The sequence below is a fragment of the Microvirga sp. HBU67558 genome (genome assembly GCF_018069605.1).
Classification (GTDB): Bacteria; Pseudomonadota; Alphaproteobacteria; order Rhizobiales; family Beijerinckiaceae; genus Microvirga; species Microvirga terrae.
The window spans coordinates 47734-69950 of sequence record NZ_JAGPUP010000547.1 but is presented as its reverse complement, the minus strand read 5'-3'; the positions used below and the strand labels follow the sequence as shown (position 1 = coordinate 69950).

At 64.5% G+C, this 22217-nt stretch carries 24 protein-coding genes and 2 tRNA genes; 14 read left to right on the top strand and 12 right to left on the bottom strand.

All coding sequences use genetic code 11. The annotated features are described in order from the left end of the window. The first annotated feature begins 156 nt into the window (after nucleotides 1–156). Nucleotides 157–390, top strand: coding sequence for a hypothetical protein (locus tag KBI52_RS22935; protein ID WP_173947257.1), 234 nt, complete (start codon nucleotides 157–159; stop codon nucleotides 388–390). Between the two features lie 63 nt (nucleotides 391–453). On the opposite strand, the gene KBI52_RS22930 is transcribed toward KBI52_RS22935, so the two are convergent. The 3 genes from KBI52_RS22930 to KBI52_RS22920 all read right to left on the bottom strand — a co-directional run bounded on the left by KBI52_RS22930 (nucleotide 454) and on the right by KBI52_RS22920 (nucleotide 1785). Further along, nucleotides 454–708: a hypothetical protein gene (locus KBI52_RS22930; protein ID WP_173947258.1), complete on the bottom strand. Its 255-nt coding sequence runs from the start codon at nucleotides 706–708 to the stop codon at nucleotides 454–456. Between the two features lie 94 nt (nucleotides 709–802). Then, entirely contained in the window at nucleotides 803–1429 is a 627-nt protein-coding gene (locus KBI52_RS22925) for a 2-dehydro-3-deoxy-6-phosphogalactonate aldolase (protein ID WP_210811873.1), read from the bottom strand. A 95-nt stretch (nucleotides 1430–1524) separates the two neighbouring features. Beyond that, nucleotides 1525–1785: a hypothetical protein gene (locus tag KBI52_RS22920; RefSeq protein ID WP_210811872.1), complete on the bottom strand. Its 261-nt coding sequence runs from the start codon at nucleotides 1783–1785 to the stop codon at nucleotides 1525–1527. Nucleotides 1786–2123: 338 nt separating this feature from the next. Between KBI52_RS22920 and KBI52_RS22915 the strand changes: the two genes are divergently transcribed. The 3 genes from KBI52_RS22915 (at nucleotide 2124) to speB (ending at nucleotide 4999) form a co-directional block, all read left to right on the top strand. Then, entirely contained in the window at nucleotides 2124–2639 is a 516-nt protein-coding gene (locus tag KBI52_RS22915; RefSeq protein ID WP_210811871.1) for an Lrp/AsnC family transcriptional regulator, read from the top strand. 100 nt (nucleotides 2640–2739) lie between these two features. After that, nucleotides 2740–3939 (top strand): ornithine--oxo-acid transaminase, encoded by a 1200-nt coding sequence (gene rocD / locus KBI52_RS22910; RefSeq protein WP_210811870.1) that lies wholly within the window; start codon nucleotides 2740–2742, stop codon nucleotides 3937–3939. Nucleotides 3940–3958: 19 nt separating this feature from the next. Then, complete coding sequence (gene speB / locus KBI52_RS22905) at nucleotides 3959–4999, top strand: agmatinase (RefSeq protein ID WP_173947263.1); 1041 nt, start codon at nucleotides 3959–3961, stop codon at nucleotides 4997–4999. 123 nt (nucleotides 5000–5122) lie between these two features. Here the strand turns inward: speB and KBI52_RS22900 are convergent, their stop codons facing one another. After that, nucleotides 5123–6097 carry a DUF1624 domain-containing protein gene (locus KBI52_RS22900; protein WP_210811869.1) on the bottom strand — a complete coding sequence of 325 codons (975 nt, stop codon included), beginning with the start codon at nucleotides 6095–6097 and terminating at the stop codon, nucleotides 5123–5125. 200 nt (nucleotides 6098–6297) lie between these two features. Between KBI52_RS22900 and KBI52_RS22895 the strand changes: the two genes are divergently transcribed. The 4 genes from KBI52_RS22895 (at nucleotide 6298) to KBI52_RS22880 (ending at nucleotide 8653) form a co-directional block, all read left to right on the top strand. Beyond that, a complete protein-coding gene (locus KBI52_RS22895; RefSeq protein ID WP_173947265.1) occupies nucleotides 6298–7011 on the top strand; it encodes a Sir2 family NAD-dependent protein deacetylase in 714 nt (237 codons plus the stop codon). 127 nt (nucleotides 7012–7138) lie between these two features. Then, complete coding sequence (locus tag KBI52_RS22890; RefSeq protein ID WP_210272076.1) at nucleotides 7139–7759, top strand: cold-shock protein; 621 nt, start codon at nucleotides 7139–7141, stop codon at nucleotides 7757–7759. Then, a complete protein-coding gene (locus KBI52_RS22885; protein WP_173947266.1) occupies nucleotides 7759–8226 on the top strand; it encodes a DUF192 domain-containing protein in 468 nt (155 codons plus the stop codon). Before KBI52_RS22890 ends, KBI52_RS22885 begins: the two co-directional genes overlap by 1 nt. Before the next feature lie 10 nt (nucleotides 8227–8236). After that, a complete protein-coding gene (locus tag KBI52_RS22880; protein ID WP_210811868.1) occupies nucleotides 8237–8653 on the top strand; it encodes a hypothetical protein in 417 nt (138 codons plus the stop codon). Here KBI52_RS22880 and KBI52_RS22875 read toward each other — a convergent pair. From KBI52_RS22875 to KBI52_RS22865, 3 genes are all read right to left on the bottom strand, one after another. Next, complete coding sequence (locus KBI52_RS22875; protein WP_173947268.1) at nucleotides 8640–9542, bottom strand: GGDEF domain-containing protein; 903 nt, start codon at nucleotides 9540–9542, stop codon at nucleotides 8640–8642. The two genes, KBI52_RS22880 and KBI52_RS22875, sit on opposite strands and share 14 nt — an antisense overlap. A gap of 138 nt (nucleotides 9543–9680) precedes the next feature. Next, nucleotides 9681–9941 (bottom strand): PilZ domain-containing protein, encoded by a 261-nt coding sequence (locus tag KBI52_RS22870; RefSeq protein ID WP_173947269.1) that lies wholly within the window; start codon nucleotides 9939–9941, stop codon nucleotides 9681–9683. Between the two features lie 406 nt (nucleotides 9942–10347). Next, nucleotides 10348–11475: a calcium-binding protein gene (locus tag KBI52_RS22865; RefSeq protein ID WP_210811867.1), complete on the bottom strand. Its 1128-nt coding sequence runs from the start codon at nucleotides 11473–11475 to the stop codon at nucleotides 10348–10350. Nucleotides 11476–11853: 378 nt separating this feature from the next. On the opposite strand from KBI52_RS22865, the gene KBI52_RS22860 reads away from it, so the two are divergent. From KBI52_RS22860 to KBI52_RS22850, 3 genes are all read left to right on the top strand, one after another. Then, nucleotides 11854–11930 (top strand) — tRNA-Pro (locus KBI52_RS22860). A gap of 37 nt (nucleotides 11931–11967) precedes the next feature. Continuing rightward, a complete protein-coding gene (locus tag KBI52_RS22855) occupies nucleotides 11968–12273 on the top strand; it encodes an ETC complex I subunit (RefSeq protein WP_210811866.1) in 306 nt (101 codons plus the stop codon). A 20-nt stretch (nucleotides 12274–12293) separates the two neighbouring features. Beyond that, nucleotides 12294–12370: transfer RNA gene (locus tag KBI52_RS22850), tRNA-Arg, on the top strand. A 96-nt stretch (nucleotides 12371–12466) separates the two neighbouring features. Here the strand turns inward: KBI52_RS22850 and KBI52_RS22845 are convergent. After that, nucleotides 12467–13447: an aldo/keto reductase gene (locus tag KBI52_RS22845; RefSeq protein ID WP_210811865.1), complete on the bottom strand. Its 981-nt coding sequence runs from the start codon at nucleotides 13445–13447 to the stop codon at nucleotides 12467–12469. 265 nt (nucleotides 13448–13712) lie between these two features. Here KBI52_RS22845 and KBI52_RS22840 point away from each other — a divergent pair, with 265 nt between their 5' ends. Then, nucleotides 13713–14003 (top strand): hypothetical protein, encoded by a 291-nt coding sequence (locus tag KBI52_RS22840; RefSeq protein ID WP_173947273.1) that lies wholly within the window; start codon nucleotides 13713–13715, stop codon nucleotides 14001–14003. A gap of 27 nt (nucleotides 14004–14030) precedes the next feature. On the opposite strand, the gene KBI52_RS22835 is transcribed toward KBI52_RS22840, so the two are convergent. Next, nucleotides 14031–14411 (bottom strand): DUF779 domain-containing protein, encoded by a 381-nt coding sequence (locus KBI52_RS22835; protein ID WP_173947274.1) that lies wholly within the window; start codon nucleotides 14409–14411, stop codon nucleotides 14031–14033. Nucleotides 14412–14472: 61 nt separating this feature from the next. Next, nucleotides 14473–15990, bottom strand: a complete 1518-nt coding sequence (gene adh, locus KBI52_RS22830; RefSeq protein WP_210811864.1) for an aldehyde dehydrogenase — start codon at nucleotides 15988–15990, stop codon at nucleotides 14473–14475. 246 nt (nucleotides 15991–16236) lie between these two features. Between adh and KBI52_RS22825 the strand changes: the two genes are divergently transcribed. After that, entirely contained in the window at nucleotides 16237–18087 is a 1851-nt protein-coding gene (locus KBI52_RS22825) for a sigma-54-dependent Fis family transcriptional regulator (protein WP_247654582.1), read from the top strand. A 37-nt stretch (nucleotides 18088–18124) separates the two neighbouring features. Here KBI52_RS22825 and KBI52_RS22820 read toward each other — a convergent pair whose 3' ends face one another. Further along, nucleotides 18125–19990, bottom strand: a complete 1866-nt coding sequence (locus tag KBI52_RS22820; RefSeq protein WP_210811863.1) for an alpha/beta hydrolase — start codon at nucleotides 19988–19990, stop codon at nucleotides 18125–18127. A 300-nt stretch (nucleotides 19991–20290) separates the two neighbouring features. Between KBI52_RS22820 and KBI52_RS22815 the strand changes: the two genes are divergently transcribed. Further along, nucleotides 20291–21772, top strand: coding sequence for a PAS domain-containing methyl-accepting chemotaxis protein (locus tag KBI52_RS22815; RefSeq protein WP_173947278.1), 1482 nt, complete (start codon nucleotides 20291–20293; stop codon nucleotides 21770–21772). Nucleotides 21773–21804: 32 nt separating this feature from the next. On the opposite strand, the gene KBI52_RS22810 is transcribed toward KBI52_RS22815, so the two are convergent. After that, a complete protein-coding gene (locus tag KBI52_RS22810) occupies nucleotides 21805–22086 on the bottom strand; it encodes a hypothetical protein (RefSeq protein ID WP_173947279.1) in 282 nt (93 codons plus the stop codon). Nucleotides 22087–22217 lie beyond the last annotated feature (131 nt).

The window sequence follows — 22217 nt, the reverse complement described above, 5'->3', positions numbered from 1 at the left end:
TGGACGTTTTCCTGATCGCTCGTGCGAGGCGCCGATCCCGCGAAAGGTATCATCGCTTCCTGAAAATCCATGTATAGAGAAGGGGCAGGCGCCGGATTGAACCTGCCGCCCGTCAGGGCGTTTTGTCCGCCAGACACCGAGCGAAGCTGAATCTCCATGCCGCGTTTTTTCTTCAACATTCGGGACGGCTACGACGTCGATGAAGACGAGGAGGGAATCGAGCTTCCCGACCTCGAAGCAGCCCGGGCGGAGGCCTTGGCGACCGTCGAGGAGCTGCGGGACGAACTGGCCGACGCGGGCAATATCGAGCTCGAAATCACGGACGAGACCGGACGCCGACTGCTGACGGTCCCGTTCTTCCGCGGCGGGCAGGGCGGCCGGCGTCGCTGACGGTCTCGAAAGAAAAAGGCCCGGCGTGATGCCGGGCCCTGTTCGACGGCCGAAGCAGCCCGATCAGCACTCGGTCTTCTTCTTGGTCGTCGTATCGCCGAACTCGTCCGTCTTCTGCTTGGTCTCCGTCGTGCAGCCGACCGACCCGGTGGTGGTCGTGACCGAGGTCGAGGAGGTGGTGCTCGGCTCGGTCTTGCGCTCTATGGTGGTCTGACTGCCCAGGATGCCCTCTTCCTTCTTGATGGTCGTGGTCGTGTCCTGTGCGAAGGCAGCCGTGCTGAGAAGCGAAGCCGCAAGAAGCAGTACCGTTTTCTTCATCGTGAACTCCCTGAACAAACGTTTCCCCCTGAGAACGGCTTTCTCCGCCAGGGGTTCCTGCTCAGTTTCGTTCAAGATGGCAGCCGGGTGCCGTTCAGGCGGCCCGCAGGTCACGCCAGGCCGCGGCGAAATCGCGGGCTCTGCTGCCGATCTCCTCGACCGACATGGCTGGCGTGAACAGGGCGGAGCCGAGCCCGAAACCGTTCGCGCCAGCGTCCACATAGGGTTTCATGTTGTCCGGCTTGATGCCGCCGACCGGGAGGACGATCGCGTCCTTCGGCAGAACGGCCCGCCACGCCTTCACGACCGCCGGGGGAATGGCCTCGGCCGGGAAGATCTTGATGGCGTCCGCGCCCGCCTTCAGGGCTGCGAAGGCCTCCGTCGGGGTGGCGACGCCGGGTGTGCAGACGAGACGGGCCTTCTTGGCCGCGCGGATGACGTCGAGATCGGCATGCGGCATGACGATCAGCTTGCCGCCCACGTCATGGACGCCGATGACCTGATCCGGGTCGAGGACCGTCCCGGCCCCGACCAGCACGTCCGCCGGCATGGTCTTGGACAGGATCTCGATGCTGCGGAACGGTTCCGGCGAATTCAGCGGGACCTCGATGACGCGAAAGCCGGCTTCGACCAGGCTGTTGCCGATGGCCTGCGCGTTCTCCGGCCTGAGACCGCGCAGGATGGCGACCAAGGGAAGATCGGTCAGATAATCTCGCAGCACGGCATCACCTCCAACCCCGTCGCGCTATGGGGGCGTCGTGGATCGGCGCCGCCCATCCCGGGGCCGCTACTAGTTGGCAAAGATGACCGCGGGTTTCAACCTTTTGCGGCTTGAGGAACGAGAAATCGAGCCAGATACGAAACGGCGCTGCGCAGGGTGTCGCGACCGTCGGTGCAGTTCTCGATGAACCAGTCCTCGAGCGCGACGCCCGGATACAGCGCCTCGACGCCGGTAAAGAACTCCACGAGCTTCATGGAATCGAAGGAGAGTGAATGGGTGAGTGACATGTCGAGGATGATCGGCGCCTCGCCTTGCCCGTTGAGCGACTGGCACAGCGCGACGATCCGTTCGCCCACATCCGCCTCTGACAGAAAGCTCACTGATTCTGCCCCCTTATCGATGACGTAGAGTCACATCCATGGACGGCATTGGTTCAAGCACAAACGATCTAAAATTATATAAGGCGACTTGAGGCGATCCTAGCGTAATTGTAACAGAATGTCATGAGGAATGCGGCGGGCGCAGGCCGATTTTCTCAGAATGTTGTCGCCGGCGGGTGACCGGCGCCAACCCGCTAGGGAGGCGCCTCAGTCCTTAGGTGGAATTGCAAGGCTCGGGCCTCGTAGGATAGAGACCTGCCAGTCCGTCGTGAGATTGACCCGCTTTTTTCTTCCGGGCCTGTTCGAGCTGCACCATGAAGCCGCCTTCGAAGCTGCTGAGCCGCAGCGTCAAACCTTCTCTCGACCGGATCGACCTTCTGATCCTCGACGCTCTTCGCGACAACGGACGCATCACCTATCAGGCTCTCTCGGAACGGGTCGGACTGTCGGCCCGCCCCTGCCTGGAACGGGTCAGGCGCCTTGAGCAGAAGGGCGTGATCCGCGGCTATACCGCCCTGATCGAGCCCTCCGCCCTCGGTCACGACATCATCGCGCTCGCCGGCATCAGCATGCGCGACCCGTCGACCGGTACCCGTCAGCGCCTGGAGCGCGCCCTGACAGCCAATCCTGCTGTCATCGAGCTGCAGGTCGTGAACGGCGAATACGACTATATCGCCAGGATCGTGGCCCCGACCCTTGCGGCCTACGAGGCGCTCACCGAGGCCTATCTGGCCGATCCCGGTTTTGGAATCGGCCGTATCCACACGACCTTCGTGCTCAAGACCCTGAAGAATTTCGAGGGGTATCCGGTGGCGGACAACCTGGACTGAGCCTGCCCGGCAGCCTTGGCGACAGAATCGGCTGCGGCAGGCCGGGATTTCAGCTTCAACCGGAGCGGCGCGCTCGTAAGCTTGTCCATGGAGGACTTCCATGGATCCCATTGCTCTCGAATGCTCGGTCACCGCTGCAAACTACGACCCGCTGCCTGTCGTCCTGAGGGACGCGAAGGGCGTTTGGGCGACGGACACGCAAGGCAGGCGCTATCTCGACATGATGAGCGCCTATTCGGCCGTCAGCCTCGGCCATGGCCATCCGCGGATCCTGAAGGCGATGATGGAGCAGGCCTCGAAGCTTGCGGTGACCAGCAGGGCGTATCACACGGAGCTTCTCGGCCCCTTCCTCGAGCGTCTCGTCCAGATCACCGGCCTCGACATGGCGCTGCCGATGAACACCGGCGCAGAGGCCGTCGAGACCGCCGTCAAGGCTGCCCGGCGCTGGGGCTACGCCAGGAAGAAGATCGCCAAGGATCAGGCCGAGATCATCGTGGCGAACAACAATTTCCATGGCCGCACCACCACCATCGTGGGGTTCTCGTCCGACGAGTCCTACCGCGAGGGCTTCGGTCCCTTCGCCGGCGGCTTCAAGCTGGTGCCGTTCGGCGATGCACGGGCGGTCGAACAGGCCATCACGGGCAACACCTGCGCGATCCTGATCGAGCCGATCCAGGGCGAGGCCGGCATCGTCGTCCCGCCGGAGGGTTACCTGAAAGACCTGCGCGCGCTCTGCGACCGGCACAACGTTCTGCTGATCCTCGACGAGGTCCAGTCGGGCCTCGGCCGCACGGGCCGGTGGTTCGCCCATCAGCATGAGGGCATCAAGCCCGACGGCCTGATCCTGGGCAAGGCCCTCGGGGGCGGCGTCTATCCGGTCTCAGCCTTCGTGGCCACGCGCGACGTCATGAGCGTCTTCAACCCCGGGTCGCACGGCTCGACCTTCGGCGGCAACGCGCTGGCCGCGAGGATCGGCCTCGAGGCGCTGGCCGTGATCGAGGAGGAGCATCTCGTCGAGCGCAGCGCGGAGTTGGGCGGCTACCTCCAGGATCGCCTGCGCGCCATGCGCAGCAACATCGTGCGGGATGTGCGCGGGCGTGGATTGTGGGTCGGCGTCGAGGTCGATGCCAGCGTGGTCTCGGCCCGTGCCGTCTGCGATGCCCTGCTCGAGAACGGCGTGCTCTCGAAGGACACGCACGGCACGGTGCTGCGCTTCGCGCCGCCGCTCACCATCACCCGCGAGGAGATCGACTGGGGAATGGAACGGATCGAACGGGTTTTCGCCCGCGCCGTTCATTGACGCACGGGGACGAGGATCGATGGCACAGAACCTGAAGATGAAGTCGAAGCCCGCCTCCCGCGAGCAGCGACTGGAGACCTATCAGCCCCTGTCCGGAATGGTGGTGCCCCGCTTCGCCGGCATCTCGACCTTCATGCGCCTGCCTTACCTTGCGCCGACCGAGGCCCCGGGCGAGATCGACATCGCGATTCTCGGCATTCCCTTCGACGGGGCGACCACGAACCGTCCCGGCACGCGCCTCGGGCCGCGCCAGGTGCGCGAGGCCTCGTCGCTCATGCGCATGGTCAATTACGGGACGCTGGTGGCTCCCTACGATCTGTGCGCCTGCGCCGACGTGGGCGACGTGCCGGTCAATCCCATCGACGTGCAGGACACGCTCCGCCGGATCGAAGCCGAGATCTCCTACCTCCACCAGGGCGGCGTGACGCCTCTCTCCATCGGCGGCGACCATATCGTGTCGTATCCGATCCTGCGTGCGCTCGCGGCGAAGAGCGGTCCCGTGGGCATGATCCATGTGGACGCGCACAGCGACACCGGGGACACCTATTTCGGCGGCCAGAAGCTCACCCACGGCACGCCGTTCCGCCGGGCCATCGAGGATGGTGTGCTCGACCCGAAGCGGATGGTGCAGATCGGCATTCGCGGGCACATGTACTCGGCCGACGAGAGGGAATGGGCGCTCGATCAGGGCATCCGCATCATCGACATGGAAGAGGTGGCGGAGAAGGGCATTCCCTACGCGATTGCCGAAGCTCGCCGGGTTGTCGGCCTGGAGCAGACCTACTTCACCTTCGACATCGATTCCATCGATCCGGCCTTCGCGCCCGGCACGGGGACGCCGGAGATCGGCGGCTTTACGAGCCGCGAGGCGCTGCAGCTCGTGCGCGGCTTCCGGCACCTGAACCTCGTGGGAGCCGACATGGTCGAGGTCTCGCCGCCACTCGATCAGTCCGGCGGCACCGCTCTGGTCGGAGCGTCCATCGCCTTCGAGCTTCTGTGCCTTCTGGCGGAGGCGAGGGCAGAGCGTGCCGCCAGGGAGACCCGGCTGAACGTGGTCTAGGCCGCCAGGGCACGCTCCGCGTCAACCCCGGCTTGTCCCGGTGATCCGGATGAACGAAGCCGCCGTGCCTCACCGGATCGGGATGGCCCGCACAAGGCCGGCCACGAGGTTATGTGGGGCCCCCTACGAAGGCGGGCTCAGGCGCATGCATTGCTGGGCGGCGCGCGAGATGCGGGTGCTGTCCTCGGCGGCGGCCTTCCCGGCCATGAGCCTCTGCCAGAGATCCCGATCCGGAGCCTGCTGCAGAATGCAGGAGCACACCGACGGGCACAGCGCCGGGTCGCCGTTCTGCATCAGGCAGATCTGGCGGCAGGCCGCCGTCGGACTGGGACCCACGATCTGTGCGACGCCGTAAAGCAGGCCGAGCAGGGCGACCTGATGGATCAGGTAGATCGGCAGGCTCTTGCGTCCGGCCCAGACCAAGGTCCTCAAGAGCGGGTTCCTGGCGCGCCAGCCGGTCAGGCCGAGCGTCTCCGGCCGGCTCAGCAGCAGCCTGCCGGCCGCCACGCCGATCAGCACGAGGCCGAACCATGGGAAGATCGGCACGTAGTCGTTCGTCACCGGATCGGCAGCGCCGAGGCCGAGCCACTCGAGCCAGGGAACGTCGAGGGCGGGGCTCGTGAAGAACCGGGGGGCGGCTAGGCAGAACGCCGCGACGGCCAGCGTCAGACCGGGATGCAGGCGCAGGAAGGGCAGGGCCAGCACGCTGGAGACGGCGATGCAGTGAAGGATGCCGAAGAAGATGTAGCTTTCAGGAAAGGCGACATAGGTCACCAGGGTCACGGCGAGAGCCGCGCCGCCGACCTTCAGGAGACGTTTCAGGAACGGGCCCTTCCGGAAGCCCCGGAGATGGGCGAGCGCAAGGCCGAAGCCCGCAAGCATCAGGAACGAGCCGGCGATCCCGCGTGCGAACCAGCGCCAGGCCGGGACCTGGAGGATGTTCGTCCCGATCAGCTGCAGAAAGCTCAGATCCCAGCTGAAATGATAGAGGATCATCGCGGCGATCGCGATGCCGCGGGCGACGTCGACCGCATCCCAGCGCTGGGACGCGGCGGTTCGGGCTTGCGAGGAGAGGGCGGTCAAATCTGCTGGCCTCATGGGGTTGAAGGCGTTCTCTCCCGGTCCCTAGCGCATCGTGCGAAAAAGTGGATCCGGTTTTTCGAGCCCAACGATGCGCCAACATAGAAAAGGCATCGAATTGGTTTTAGGAGTGGAATCACTTTCAGGTTCGATGCCCTAGACCATATGTGAGTGGGATGACCGAGAGCCTTGCCGCGTCAATCGCCACATTACGAGACATGATTCAAGACGCTCGTGTCGTTGCAGGCTTCACGGGCGCCGGCATCTCGACGGAGAGCGGCATCCCGGACTTCCGGTCGCCGGACAGTCCGTGGATGCGCCACAAGCCGATTTCCTTCGCCCTGTTCCTGCAGAGCCCGGAGGCGCGCCGGGACGCATGGCGGCGCAAGTTCGCCATGGACGATCTTTATCGGGGCGCCCGCCCGAGCACAGGACATCGCGGCTTCGCGTCCCTCGTGGCAACGGGACGGATGCCTGCCGTCATCACCCAGAACATCGACGGGCTCCATCAGGAATCCGGCCTCGCGCCCGATCAGGTCATCGAGCTGCACGGCAACGGAACCTATGCCAAGTGCCTCGCCTGCGGCACCCGTCACGAACTCGACTGGGTGCGGCGGTGCTTCGATGTCGACGGCGACCCGCCCGATTGCCGGAGCTGCGGCGGAATCCTCAAGACGGCCACCATCTCGTTCGGGCAGACCATGCCGGAGGAGCCCATGCGCCGGGCCCAGAAACTGACCGCATCCTGCGACCTTTTCCTGGTCGCAGGATCGTCCCTGGTCGTCTATCCGGCGGCGGCCTTTCCGGCCTTCGCCAAGGAGAACGGAGCCCGTCTCGTGATCGTCAACCGGGAGCCTACGCCCCTGGACCGGGTGGCCGATCTGGCGATCCATGCGGAGATCGGTTCAGTCTTTTCAGTATTTCTGTCGTAACTTCAAGAACATGCCCGTTGCCGAAAATTTCATCGGCCTCGAATGCGCGTTTCTGGCTTCCCCTGATTCAGGACGATGTTATCCTCTTATTAAGAATCGGGATCATGATTCGAGTTTGGGTAATTTCATGACTGGCGATTACGGCTCCAATTCTTTCAGTCTCCGCGAGGAGAATCCATCATTCGATCAGGGTCGCCGCGAGGTCGGTCAGCCGGCCCCGGAGGAGAGCGCTCTCGAGCTCGTCCAGGTCAGCGGCCGCATCAAATGGTTCGACGTTGCCAAGGGCTTCGGCTTCATCGTTCCCGACAACGGCATGCCCGATGTTCTGCTTCATGTGACCTGCCTGCGCCGGGACGGCTATCAGGCGGCGAACGAAGGCGCTCGCATCGTCGTGGAGGCGGTTCAGCGCCCGCGCGGCCTTCAGGCCTTCCGCATCTTGTCGCTGGATGAATCCACCGCCCTGCATCCCTCCGAGCTGCCGCTGCCCCGGACCCATGTCCAGGTGGTCCCGACGAGCGGCCTGGAGCCGGCGGTCGTGAAGTGGTTCAACCGCCTGCGCGGCTTCGGCTTCCTGACTCAGGGGGAAGGCAAGCCCGATATCTTCGTCCACATGGAAACCCTTCGCCGCTATGGCATCGCCGAGCTGAAGCCGGGCGAGCGGGTTTTCGTCCGCTTCGGCGACGGATCCAAGGGCCTCATGGCCGCTGAAGTCCGCTTGGCCGACATGGCCCTGCCGCACTCCCACTGATGAGCCTGCCCGTGCTGTCGCGTATCCGGCCCGCGGTTGCGGCCCTGAGTTGTCTCGTTCTGCTGACCGGCTCGGTCTACGCGCAGGCGCTCGAGAACCTGTCCATCGCCACGCAGGGCGGGCAGCGGCAGACGTTCAGGGTCGAAGTCGCCCGGAACGACGCGGACCGGGCCCAGGGCCTGATGTTCCGCCGTTCCATGCCGGCCGATCAAGGCATGCTGTTCGACTTCGGCCGGGTCGAGCCCGTGTCCATGTGGATGCAGAACACCTACCTGCCCCTCGACATGCTGTTCATCCGGGCCGACGGGACGATCGCCCGGATTGCGGCCAATACCGAGCCGCTCTCGACCCGTACCATCCCGTCCGGCGAACCGGTTCTCTCGGTTCTGGAGTTGAATGCCGGCACGGCGGCCAAGCTCGGCATCAAGCCGGGTGACCGGGTGGAGCACCCGCTCTTCAAGCGGTGATCGAGTCCGAATGGTCAAGGAACTGGGGGGCCGGGCCGTTTCGCTGATGCTGGCCCTTCTCCCGGTGCCGGCCCTGTCGGAGGTCGGCCCGCACGCTTTGTTGAACGTCTCCCAGGATCTGCTTCGCGCCTACAAGGCGGAAGATGCCCGAGCCTTCCAGGAACTCCTGTCGCCGGCCCTGCAGGTCAAATATCCGATCGAGAGGCTTCAGGCAGTGCTGGCCCGCTGCCGGGCTTTGACGCTTGAGATCGACCGGTTCAGCATTCCGTCCTGGGGCGGGCGCCGCTATGGGTTCTTCGGCGTCTACGCCGAGACGGCCGTTCTCGAGATGATCCTGGAAATCGACGAGAGCGAGAGGATCATTCACTGGGCGATCACGGACGACGTGACGTCCGGCGACCAGCCCTGCACCGTCAGCGACTTCTGAACCCTTCTGCGAGCGTCGACGTCGCCACCTGATTGCGGCCGTCGTTCTTCGCCTGGTAGAGCAGGTCGTCGGCCCGCCTCAGCAGGCTCGACAGATCCTTCTCGCCGCTTTCGCGCTCGACGACGCCGAAGCTCGCCGTCACCACGCCGGGATCGAGCCGGGCGATGGACTGACCGGACAGGCCCTTCTGGATCCGCTCGGCGAGGGCGACGGCGTCGTCCAGCGAGGTTTTGGGCAGAATGAGGCAGAATTCCTCGCCGCCTGTGCGCGCGAAGAGATGGGACGACCGCAATTCGCCTTTCACGAACCGGGACACGCCGACGAGAACGGCATCGCCTTTCGCATGGCCGTAGCGGTCGTTGATGGCCTTGAACCGATCGAGGTCGAAGAGCACGGCGCAGAGCGGCGCTTGGGTTCTTTGTGCGCGGTCGATCTGTTCCTCCGCGCGGCTGACGAGCCAGCGCCGGTTCCCGATCCCCGTCAACGGATCCGTCTCGGCGGCTCTCGCCAGGTTGCTCAACGTCAGATCCAGCTCCTCGAGGCTTTCCTGAACCTGGCTGAGCATCGTGCCGGCTTCGTCCGACAGGTTGCGGGGCAGGGCCGGCAGTTGCTTGTTCTGCCGGTAGTCGCCGAGAGCCTGAGTGACGACCCGCACCGGCGCCAGCATCCCATGGACGAGAACGAAGGTGATGGCTGTGCCAGCCAGGGTCGCGAGGAGCAGCACGAGAAGGTCCGCCCAGTTCTCCCGACCAAAAGCCGGATTCTTCACCAGCGCCCAGAGCGCGAAGGTGATGAGGGGAATGTGAGTGCCTACAAAGCAGATCAACAAGACCCGGCCCGCATAGCTGCGCGGCCGTGGCAGCGTGTTGAAGAGACGATAGATTTTCATGGCAGCTCATCCCGGTTGCGAGCGTCGAACGTCCTGGTCGCTGGTCATCCAGCGGGGTCCTTTGCCCGATTCACTGCCGTTTGGGAAGATTGCCCTACCGGTTGAATTCTCCTGGGTCCATCACCGAGCCGCCTGCCTTCAGTCTGTAAAGCGGGCCCCGTAATGGATTCCGGTGGTCCAGACGAGCCTGACCCGCGCTCTGGCGCCTTCCGACGGGATCTGGAGTTCGAACTCGAGGGGAACATCGGCCGGAGGGGTGACGACGAGGCGCACGCCTGCTTCCGAGAGATCCCATACCGTGCATGCGATCGGTGCCTGAGCGGTCTGTCCTGCGATCCGTCCTTCCAGATAGGTGGGGTGGCGCTGACTTGATCGACGCTCGGGTATCCGACGGCTCATACTTGCGATCCTACGTCTCTGAGGAAGGTGCTTTTCTATACGGCGAAGCTGGCGCGAACATGTTTTGAGAGCCGCCAAAGGCCCGGGCCGGGCGAACCCGCCGAGGTCAAAAAAGAAGCGCCTCCCGAAGGCAGGCGCTGAGGTACGATCCGTAGGGGCAAACCTGGACCGGTGCTGGGATTATGGCCCGTATGCAGATCGAGGGAAGGACCCGGTCCGTGGTCATGAGAGGTATGGAACACCTCGGAAGAGGCCGCCGTCCGGATAGGTGCGCTGGATACCGCTTTCGAGGCCTAGAAAAGAAGATCGGTCCTGAGGAAGCCGCCACGCATGAAAATCAGGATCAGATAGGCAGTGATGCGGCGAGAGGAAGCCCCTCGCCGCATCACCCGGACCTGCTAGCCTACTATATGACGAGAATGTCCAGGCTAGTCATTTTGAGCCCAGCGGAGAGCTTCGCCACCACAATCTGTTCCGACGCGCCCGTGCCGTCCTGGTCGTAATAGAGGACGCCAGCGGCGCGGTCGTAGATGATGCGGTCGGTCGTGTCATGGGCCGCCGTCCCGGTCCAGAAAGCCGAGGATTTCAGTGCGCCCTCGCTTCCGAGACCCGTGAACACCTTGTTGTTCAGCCAGAAGGTGTCGTCGCGGACCGAGAAGTCCTGGACCGTATCGACCTCGGCAGGCGCCGTCGGAACCGTATTGTAGACGAAGGCATCCTTGCCGCCGCCGCCGTGAAGAATGTCTGCGCCCGACTCCCCGTAGAGGCGATCGTTGCCGCTGCCACCGCTCAGAACGTCGTCTCCGAAGCTGCCGTAGAGGCGGTCATGGCCGCTGCCGCCGCTCAAAGCATCGTTGCCCGCCCGGCCGTCCAGATTGTCATTGCCGGCTCCGCCGGACAGAATATCAGCGCCCTCGCTGCCATGAAGGCGATCGCTTCCGCCTTCGCCATAGAGGCGGTCATCCCCGCCCCGGCCGTAAAGCCGGTCGTTTCCGATGCCTCCCAGAATCCAGTCGTTGCCCGCGGTTCCGAAGAGCCCGTCGTCCACATTCATGTACTGGAGTTGGCCATACAGAGGGACATCGGACCGGCTGACATCGGCCGGAAGGCTTTTGGTCCAGTCGAGCCCGACAGAATGAAGGACGGATGCGACAACCGAGTTGCTGTTCACATCATAGCCCGGCACCGACTGAGCGATATCCAGGCTGTACCGCAAATCAGCCTTGTCGATATTCGCGGCGTGTTGAACCATGACCTGCCAGACCTCGTCGGCGTTCCGTCCGCCGAGATCGAGAACCGTGCGGTGCCGCTCCTCGAGCGTGTCGGATCCTCGCCTGTCCGGGGACGTCGCGAGATTCGCCCCGGCAATCGTTCCAAGGTCGTCGCCGCTCACCCGAGAGCCCCGGATGACCTCTTCGGATATCACGGCCCCTTGGTCGTCGGTCACAGTCTTGACGAGGTAAAGGTGAAGAAAGCCGCTGCTAACATTCTCGAATTCAACGGGCTTCGCTTCAATGGCAATGACGGTGGGCATGGCGGCTCCTTGAATTGCGCGCAGGTCGTGAGGCTGCCTGTCGCGCTGCAAAGTCATCAACTTTGATGGTCCCCTCGGCGTTCCATCCGATCGTAAGGGGAACAGCGCCATTCCGGTCCGCGATATGTTGCATCACTTCAAAGGCTTGCGCGGGTTTTTGCCGAGCCGGGATGAAGCGTCCCCACGACGTTCAACGGCTCGGGGCTCATCCATCCTCTCTGGCCGAGAGCCGCCGGTCACACCGTCGACATACCATGGAGCCGAGCGGCAGCGCGTTGCGGGTCAGACGCTCGACGATCCGTCGGGTCTGTGCATTGGAACTTGACCCCTTGCGGACCAGTTCTCAAATCGATAGAGAAACCAAGCTGTTGAGGATAACGGGGTGTAGCGCAGTCTGGTAGCGCATCTGCTTTGGGAGCAGAGGGTCGCGGGTTCAAATCCTGCCGCCCCGACCATCTTCACCGGATGAGCCTTGGAGAGAGTCCGAAACCGATGCCTGCACGGATCTACAAGCCCGCCAAGTCTGCAACGCAGTCCGGTCTGGCCCGGACCAAGCAATGGCTTCTCGTCTTCGAGCAGGACAAGCCCCGCGAGATCGAGCCCCTCATGGGCTGGACGAGCTCGGGCGACACCCGCCAGCAGCTCCGCCTGTGGTTCGACACCAAGGAAGAGGCCATGGCCTATGCGGAGCGCGAGGGCATCGCCTACCGGGTCGAGGAGCCGCATGAGGTGAAGCGGCGGACGATTTCCTATTCCGACAACTTCAAGTTCAACCGCGTCGGTCCCTGGACCCACTAGGGCAGGACCCACGTCCGGATGGCTCCGTAGCTCAGCTGGATAGAGCAGCCGCCTTCTAAGCGGCAGGTCGTAGGTTCGAGCCCTACCGGAGTCGCCATCCTTATCAATGACTTAGCCGGATTGCGCGGGTCTCATTCAGACACATTGCCTGAATGAGCCGCCACAGAGCGTTCCCTCCGTCGGGTGGCTCGCCTCAGAGCCCGACCATCTTCATGCCCGGCTCCGGATAGCGTGTGCCCGCCGCAGCTCCCGGCGGGATGATCCGGTCTATGCGCGCCAGATCGTCCTCGGTGAGACTCACGTCAAGCGCGCCGGCATTCTCCTCCAGATAGCGGCGGCGCTTCGTGCCGGGAATCGGCACGATGTCGTTGCCCTGCGCCAGTACCCAGGCGAGCGCGAGCTGAGAGGGCGCGCAGCCCTTCTCCTGGGCCATGGCCTCGACTTCGCGCACGAGGTCGAGGTTCTTCTGGAAATTCTCGCCCTGGAACCGTGGCGAGATCCGGCGGAAATCGTCGGCCGCGAGATCGTCAACGCTCTTGATCTGCCCGGTGAGGAAGCCGCGGCCGAGCGGCGAATAGGGCACGAAGCCGATGCCGAGCTCGCGCACGGTCGGCAGGATTTCGTCCTCAGGCTCCCGGCTCCAGAGCGAGTATTCGGTCTGCAGCGCCGTGATGGGATGAACCGCATGGGCACGCCGGATCGTCTGCGGGCCGGCTTCCGACAGGCCGAGATAGCGGACCTTGCCGTCGCGCACGAGGTCGGCCATCGCCCCGACCGTGTCCTCGATGGGCGTCTCGGGGTCGACCCGGTGCTGATAGTAGAGATCGATCACATCGACCTTCAGGCGCCTCAGGCTCGCCTCGCAGGCTTGGCGCACGTAGTCGGGCTTGCCGCTGATGCCGAGGCGCTCCCCGTTCGGGCCCCGCACGTTGCCGAACTTCGTGGCGAGAACCACCTTGTCGCGCCGGTCGGCGATGGCGCGGCCGACGAGTTCCTCATTGCGGCCGACGCCGTACATGTCCGCGGTGTCGAGGAAGGTCACGCCAAGCTCGATGGCACGATGGATCGTGGCGATGGACTCGGCCTCGTCGCCGCTGCCGTAGAACTCGGACATGCCCATGCAGCCGAGGCCGAGGGCGGGTACCTGCAACTGACCAAGCTGACGCTGCTGCATAGGACGATCTCCGGGTCTGAAAGGACGACAGGGCGCGGGCCGGACGGCGGGCCCGACATCAACTGGTCTGAGAAGGACCGGTTTCAAGGCTCGCGCGAAGTCGTCCTCGCCTCCACGTCACGGGCCGTCCCGAATCTCGGTCACCAGGCGCAGACCGTCCGATCTGACGATCCTGTGAATGGAAGGTTCCTTGACCATAAGGGTCGCATGCCCAAGCTTCCAGTCTCGTGGACACCCGGTCTCCTGGACACCAAGGATTGGTTCGATGCTCAAGCTCGCTGTGATCCTTCCCATGCTGCTCATCGTCACCGAAGCGTGGTCGCAAAGCAGACCCGTCAGCACCGCGATGAGCTGTTCCCGTGCGGCCGGTCTCGTCGCGGCCCAGGGCGCCATCGTGCTGGGCACGGGTCCCTACACCTACGACCGGTATGTCAGCGGCACGAACCGCTGTGCGTTGGGCGAGACGATCGAGCCGGCCTGGGTGCCGACCGCCGACAACCCGCAGTGTTTCGTCGGGTATCAGTGCAGGCTGCGCACGCAGCCCCAGGGACGGTGATGGACAGGAGACGTCGCTGCCGGCGGGTCAGGCCGACAAGCCGGTCAGGTGGAGGGCTGCCGCCTCCTCGTCGGTAAACAGGCGCGACCGGGTCAGGAAGCGAACGCCGCGGCCGTTCTCCAGGGAGAACATACCGCCTTTGCCCGGCACCACGTCGATGATCAGCTGGGTGTGCTTCCAGTATTCGTATTGCGAAGGGCTCATGTAGAACGGTGACTCGCCGATGGTCCCGAGGAGCACGTCCTCGTCCCCGACGATGTAGTCGCCCTGCGGGTAGCACATGGGCGAGGAGCCGTCGCAGCAGCCGCCGGACTGGTGGAACAGGACCGGTCCGTATTCCGTCCGCAGGGTCGCGATCAGGTCGAGCGCCGCAGGCGTCGCCATGACCCGTAGAATCTCGCCGTCCATGGTGCTTCTCCGGTGCAGGAAGGCCGGGGCGGGATCGCTCCCGCCCCGGTGCGCTGTATGATCAGAAGAAGCCCAGGGCCTTGCTGCTGTAGCTGACCAGGAGGTTCTTGGTTTGCTGGTAGTGGTCCAGCATCATCTTGTGCGTCTCGCGGCCGATGCCCGACTGCTTGTAGCCCCCGAAGGCCGCATGAGCCGGATAGGCATGGTAGCAGTTCGTCCAGACGCGGCCGGCCTGGATCGCGCGGCCGAAGCGGTAGGCGCGGTTGCCGTTGCGGGTCCAGACGCCGGCGCCGAGGCCGTAGAGGGTGTCGTTGGCGATCGCGAGCGCATCGTCCTCGTCCTTGAAGGTGGTGACGGAGACGACCGGCCCGAAGATCTCCTCCTGGAAGACCCGCATCCGGTTATGGCCGCGGAACACCGTCGGCTTCACGTAGTACCCGCCGGCCAGATCGCCCGGCAGGGTGTTGCGCTCGCCCCCGGTCAGCACCTCGGCGCCTTCCTGCTTGCCGATGTCGATATAGCTGAGGATCTTCTCCAGCTGCTCGCTCGACGCCTGGGCGCCGATCATGGTCGACGGGTCGAGGGGGCTCCCCTGCTTGATTGCCTCGACGCGCCTGAGGGCCTTTTCCATGAAGCGGTCATAGATCGATTCCTGGATCAGCGCCCGGCTCGGGCAGGTGCAGACCTCGCCTTGGTTGAGGGCGAACATCACGAAACCTTCGATGGCCTTGTCCAGGTAATCATCGTCCTCGGCCGTCACGTCGTTGAAGAAGATGTTGGGCGACTTTCCGCCGAGCTCGAGCGTCACCGGGATCAGGTTCTGGCTCGCATATTGCATGATCAGGCGGCCCGTGGTGGTCTCCCCGGTGAACGCGATCTTGGCAATGCGTGAGCTCGAGGCGAGGGGCTTGCCGGCCTCAAGCCCATAGCCGTTGACGATGTTCAGCACCCCGGGCGGCAGCAGGTCGCCCACCAGCTCGGCCCAGACCAGGATCGATGCCGGGGTCTGCTCGGCCGGCTTGAGGACGACGCAGTTGCCGGCCGCGAGAGCCGGCGCGAGCTTCCACGTCGCCATCAGAATCGGGAAGTTCCAGGGAATGATCTGCCCGACGACGCCGAGCGGCTCGTGGAAGTGGTACGCGACCGTGTCGTGATCGATCTCCGCGACCGAGCCTTCCTGAGCCCTGATGCAGGCGGCGAAGTACCGGAAGTGGTCGATCGCGAGCGGGATGTCGGCCGCGGTGGTCTCACGGATCGGCTTGCCGTTGTCCCAGGTCTCAGCCAGGGCGAGCGTGTCGAGGTTCGCTTCCATCCGGTTTGCGATCTCGTTGAGGATGCGGGACCGTTCGGCTGGCGCCGTCTTGCCCCAGGCATCCTTGGCGTCATGGGCCGCGTCGAGAGCCTTCTCGATGTCGTCCTTGTCGGAGCGGGCGACCTCGCACACCACCTTGCCGGTGACCGGTGAGGTGTTCTCGAAATAGCGGCCGTTCACCGGCTCGACCCACTGCCCGCCGATGAAGTTGCCGTAGCGGTCTTTGAACGGCGCACGTGAGGCGCTGAGAAATTCTGGCTTGTTCATTGGTTTCCTCCCTGGATGAACAAGCCAGCCTGAGCAAGTTCCGTGCCAGAGCGCGCTCCGCGGGTCGGGTCTCCTTTTGCGCCGCGGTAAGTCTCTGAGAGAGCAGGGGCGGCGACGCCCGATCGGCCTGTCTGCTCCAGGTGACTTCTTTTTGCCTCAGCTTCGCTTATCATGGACTCTGTCGCGGAAAGAAACGCATCTGCAACACCTGTTGCAATTTGCGACACCGGGACGGGAGGACGCCACTTGACTCCAGATCCGATCCAGCATGCCCGCCAGCGCTTCTTCTCGCAGAAGGCCGTTCCCGGCGGGCTGATCCCGCAATCCATTCTCCGGTCCTGGACCCGCTGTCAGGCTCTGGGTCTCGAAGGGCGGGCCAACGCGCTTCCGGAGCCCCTGACGGCGTACGAGTTCGCGCTGACGGCCGGAGAGGCGGAGGCATTCAAGCGCCTGTGCCGGCCGGAGGTGGAAGCGCTCTATGCGGACGCCCAGGCGACGGACAGCATCGTCATCCTCACCAATGCCTCGGGTCTCGTCCTCGACACGATCGGAAGCCTGGACTTCGCGGAGCGGGCGGCCCGGGTCGCCTTGCGGCCCGGAGTGCCCTGGAGCGAACAGGTGGTGGGTACGAACGCCATCGGGACGTCCCTGGCCGAAGGATCGCCCATCGAGGTCCGCGGCGCGGAGCATTACCTCGAATGCAACCGGATCCTGAGCTGCTCGGCCATTCCGATCATGGGCCCCCAGGGAAACGTGCTGGGTGTCCTGGATCTTTCCGGCCCGGCCGAAACGCATCATGCCCACGCCCTCGGCCTCGTGAAGCTGGCGGCCGAGCAGATCGAGCACCGGCTCTTCGAGCAGGGGTTCGCCGGCGCCGACGTGGTGCGGCTCCATGTGGATCCGGCCATGCTCGGGACGTCCCGGGAAGGCATCCTGGTCTTCGAGGACGGACGGCTCAAGGCGGCCAACCGGCACGGCTTGGCGCTCATCGGCCGACGGTTCGACGATATTGGCAGGGCCACTTGGGCGGACCTGTTCCGCGAGCAACTGGCCAGCCTGGTCGAGAACGGAAGCCTCAAGCGGGAGAACGGCACCACACTGGTGGGCCGCCTCGAGGGGTTCAGAAGAGCCACAGCGCCGCGTGCCCGCGTGGCACGATCCGGCCCTTCTCCAGCCCCGAGCCCCATCTTCGATCCCGAGACCACACGGTCCCTGACTCGCGCGGTCCGGCTGGTCGATGCGGCCGTTCCCGTTCTCATCCGCGGTGAAACCGGGACCGGCAAGGAGGTCTTCGCCCGCACCGTGCATGCCAGGAGCGGGCGGTCCGGCAAGCCGCTGATCGCGGTGAACTGCGCGGCTCTGCCCGAAACCCTCATGGAGGCCGAGCTGTTCGGCTATCAGGCCGGAGCCTTCACGGGCGCGCGGCCCGGCGGGTCGAAAGGCACGCTGCGGGAGGCCGATGGGGGCGTGCTGTTCCTCGACGAGATCGGCGACATGCCATTGGCCCTGCAGACGAAGCTCCTGCGCGCCCTGCAGGAGCGGGAGGTCGTGCCGCTCGGCGGCGGGCGGCCGGTCCCGGTCGATTTCCTGCTGATCTGCGCCACCAACCGGAACCTGTGGGATCTCGTCGAGGCGGGCGCGTTCCGTTCGGACCTCTACTTCCGGATCGCACAATACACGATCGAGCTGTCGCCGCTTCGCCATCGCTCGGATCGCGTGCAGCTGATCGAGCAGATATGGGACGACCTCGGGGCAGAAACCCAAGGGATCGTCATGGCACAGGAATGCCGGGAGCGGCTCGTGACCTACGACTGGCCAGGCAACTTCCGTCAGCTGGTCGGCTGCCTCAGGGCCATGATGGCGCTCTGCGAACCCGGCGAGACCCTGACCGTCGACGCCTTGCCGCCGGACCTGCGCGCGGGCGCAGCAACCCCCGAGAGGCCCGCGTTCCCGCGTGGGAGAGGGCAGGCGACCCTGGAGGCCGTCACGACCACGGCCATGCAGGATGCTCTGCGGGCCGCCAGGGGCAACGTGTCCCTTGCCGCCCGCCGGCTCGGCGTCAGCCGCAGCACCCTGTATCGACGCATGCAGGTCTGAACGGCGGGCGCTTCCGAGAGGGCGGCGCGGTCTTGCGTCAGGTCTGCATCACATAGGTGCCGGGGGCGTCGCAGAGGACGGGATAGCCTCCATCAGGGGCTCCCATGTCCGGCGGTTCGACGAGCTCTCCGGAATGCAGCGTGAGCCAGTGACTCCATTCTGGCCACCACGAGCCCTGGAAGCGAGGAGCGATCTTGATCCAGGTGTCCGGATCGAGGTAGTGGCCGACCGAGGATCGTGTGAGAACCTGGAAGCTCCCGCTGGTCCGGCTCGGGCCAGCCACGATGCCGGCGTTGTGTCCGCCCGTCGTGAGGAGGAACGTCACGTCGGTGTCGGCAAGCAGATGGATCTTGAACGCCGAACGCCATGGGGCCACGTGGTCGCGCTCGGTGCCGACCGCAAAGATCGGCGCGCGGATGTCGCTGATGGCGATCGGGCGGCCGTCGACGTCGAAGCGTCCTTCGGCGAGGTCGTTGTTGAGGAAGAGCTGCCGCAGGTATTCCGCATGCATGCGGTAGGGCATCCGCGTCGCATCGGCGTTCCAGGCCATGATGTCGTTCAAGGGCGTGCGCTCGCCCATCAGGTAATGCCGGACGAGGCGTGACCAGATCAGGTCGTTCGACCGCAAAAGCTGGAAAGCGCCGGCCATCTGCCGGGTATCGAGAAAACCCTGGCTTCGCATCAGATCTTCAAGGAAGTGCAGCTGGCTTTCGTTGATGAAGAGCGTGAGTTCCCCAGCCTCGCGGAAGTCCGCCTGCGCGGCCAGGAGCGACAGGGATGCGAGACGCTTGTCGCCATCGCGCGCCATGGCGGCGGCGGCGACCGACAGAAGCGTGCCGCCGAGGCAATAGCCGACCGCATGGACGTTCCGGTCGGGCACGATGGCATTCACGGCATCGAGGGCCGCCATGATGCCGAGCCGGCGGTACTCGTCGAGACCGAGATCCCGATCGCCGACGTCGGGGTTCTTCCAGGAGATGATGAACACCGTGAAGCCCTGTTCGGTGAGATAGCGGACCAGGGAATTCTCGGGCGAAAGATCCAGGATGTAGTACTTCATGATCCAGGCCGGCACGATCAGGATCGGCTGCGGCCGCACCTTCCTGGTCGTCGGCGCATACTGGATCAATTCGATGAGATCGTTGCGGTAGATCACCCGTCCGGGTGTCACGGCGACGTTCCGGCCCGGACGGAAGACTTCCGTACCGGCAGGTGGCCTGGAGCGGACGATCCGCTCCCAGTCTTCGAGGAAATGGCGAAGGCCCTGCACGAGATTTTGGCCGCCGGTTTCAAGGATGCGGCGCTGAACCACCGGGTTGGTCGCAATGAAGTTCGACGGCGAGGCCATGTCGAGGATCTGTCGCGTGATGAACTCGACGACTGCCTGATGCTGCTTGGTCACCCCGTCCACATCCGTTGTCGCATCGTCCCACCATTGCTGCTGCAGTAGAAAACTCTGCTGAACGAGGTTGAAAGGCCAGCGCCACCATTCCGTCTCGGCGAAGCGCCGGTCCTGGGGCGGCGGCTCGATGCAGGGCTCACAGGCGCCGCCATCGACCGCGTAGCGCGAGGCGAACTGCGCCAGCCGCGCCCATTTGCGCACGCCCTTGGTGGCGAGTTCGACATGCTTGCCCGGCGAAATGGCAAGATGGACGGCCCAATCCATATAGGCATCGACGATGGCTGCGGGCGAGAGCCCGCCGGTCAGGCGCGCAAGCCCGGCATGGGCGATATGATCGAGCGTGTCCCTGAGCCGGTGGAGCTCCGCACCGTCCCAGGGTCCCAGGTCCGACGGCAGCCCGGTCGCCGAGGCGTCAGCCGCAGCCGGCTGAATCGGCAGCAGGGCGGCTTGCGGGGGCAATTTCCGGCTCCCCATGGGTGTGGAGGATGTAGGAGCCGGCATGTCGATCTCCCGGGCGTTGGCCGTTGCGCACTGGATGACATCGAAGGATCCCTTCGAAATTCGTCCACATGATGGTCGAGCGCGTTGAGCGGATTGGCTTCGTTCCACTCGACGCGCGACATGGGCAGAAGTGTTCGCGACGGCGAATCTGCAAACAACCGGGAGCATGGCGTCAGTCTAAGTGGAATTACTTAGGCCCGCGCTTACCGGTCGTTATCATTTTCTCCGCACCCTTGATGACAGCAACGGTCGCAGTGTTGCGGCGAGCTTTATTTTGGTGTTGCGTATCGGAGTCGATCCATGTTGGGCATTTTGTCTCTAGCGCGATCCGAAGCGGAAGCAAGACTTGCAGCTCTCGACAGAGCGCAAGCGATTATTGAATTTAATCTTGACGGTACCATTGTGACCGCCAACGAGAATTTTCTTTGCACTGTCGGCTACTCCCTCGCGGAAATCCAGGGGCGGCATCACAGCATGTTCGTCGAGCCTGCCTACCGCGAGACGGCAGATTACGTTGAGTTCTGGCGCAGGCTCAGAGCCGGCGAGTATCAGGCGGCGCGGTACAGGCGCCTCGGCAAGGGCGGCCGGGAGGTCTGGATCGAGGCGAGTTACAATCCGCTGCTCGGGCGAGACGGAAGGCCCTTCAAGATCGTCAAGTTCGCGACCGACATCACACAACAGATGGACGAGCAGGCCGATCTGAAGGGGCAGGTCGAGGCGATCGGGAAGTCTCAGGCCGTGATCTCGTTCGATCTCGATGGAAACATCCTCGACGCGAATGACAACTTCCTCGCAGCCGTCGGGTACACTCTTTCCGAAATCCAGGGACGGCACCACAGCATGTTCGTCGAGCCGGGACAGAGGACCAGTCCGGAATACCTGGAATTCTGGCGCCGGCTCAAGCGCGGCGAGTTTCAGGCGGCCCAGTACAAGCGGATCGGGAAAGGCGGGCGGGAGATCTGGATCGAGGCGAGCTACAACCCGATCCTGGACGCTAGCGGACGCCCATACAAGGTCGTGAAATATGCGACCGACGTGACCCAGCAGGTCGGACTTCTGATCAGTCTCAGGGGCATGATCGAGACCAATTTCGGCGACATCGATGTGGCCGTCGGCCAATCCTCTCAGGAGGCGATCTCAGCCGGCCAAGCGGCGACCGCGACCTCCAGCAATGTCCAGATGATGGCCTCCGCGTCGGAGGAACTGGCCGCCTCGGTTCGCGAGATTGCCCAGAGCATGGCGACCTCCCGCGCAGCGACCGACATCGCCTTTGCCGAAGCGGAAAGCGCGAACGAATATACGAATAAACTCTCCGCCACCGCGGAGGCGATGGGAGGCATCATCGGCCTTATTCAGAGCATCGCGGGTCAGATCAACCTGCTGGCCCTGAATGCGACGATCGAGTCCGCCCGAGCCGGCGAGGCAGGTCGCGGCTTCGCGGTGGTTGCAAGCGAGGTGAAGAATTTGGCCTCCCAGGCGGCCCGGGCAACCGAGCAGATCTCCACGGAGATCGACGGGGTCCGGAACGTGTCGAGCGGAGTGGTCGAGGCGCTCGCGAAAATTCGCGGATCCATCGAAACCATGCGGGCCCACGTAGTTGGCGCAGCCACCGCTGTCGAGGAGCAGAGCGCCGTCACGCAGGAGATGTCGTCAAACATGCAGGATGCGTCCCACGCCGTGACGCGCATCGCCGGCAGCATCGGGGCCATATCGGCAGCGGTCGGACGGGTATCGGAGGCTGTCGACACGACGAAGAAGGCCGCGCAGGTGCTTGCCCGTTAGGGGAAGCCGCCGCGACCGGGGTCCTGGTCCCGTCAGGCGAAGGTCGCCTCGATCTGCTCCTTGAGCGCCGTGAGTTCCCGGACAAAGGGGGCTCGCCGCTCCCGGTGCTCATGCCGGAGGCTCGCGATCATCGCGCTCTTGCGGCCTTCGTCCTCGGAACTCTGCCTGACGGCATCGAGGCGTTTCTCGTAGGCGAAGTCGAGATCCGCGAGGTCCGCGAGAACTGCTTGCAGCCGTGGGAGAAGATCGGGCGCGTAGAACCCGCTCCTGTGCGACACACTCTCGAAACGGGCACGTCCGACAGCACTGGCCATGGCTTCCTCCGACGGTGTTCTTGAAGCCTGCGATTCCTGCGGGGAGTTAACCTAAGTTAGCGCCACGACTTTGGTCGGGATGGGGCAGCTTGGCGCTACAGAATTGCCTTCGCGTGCTTTCCTTCAGGCTG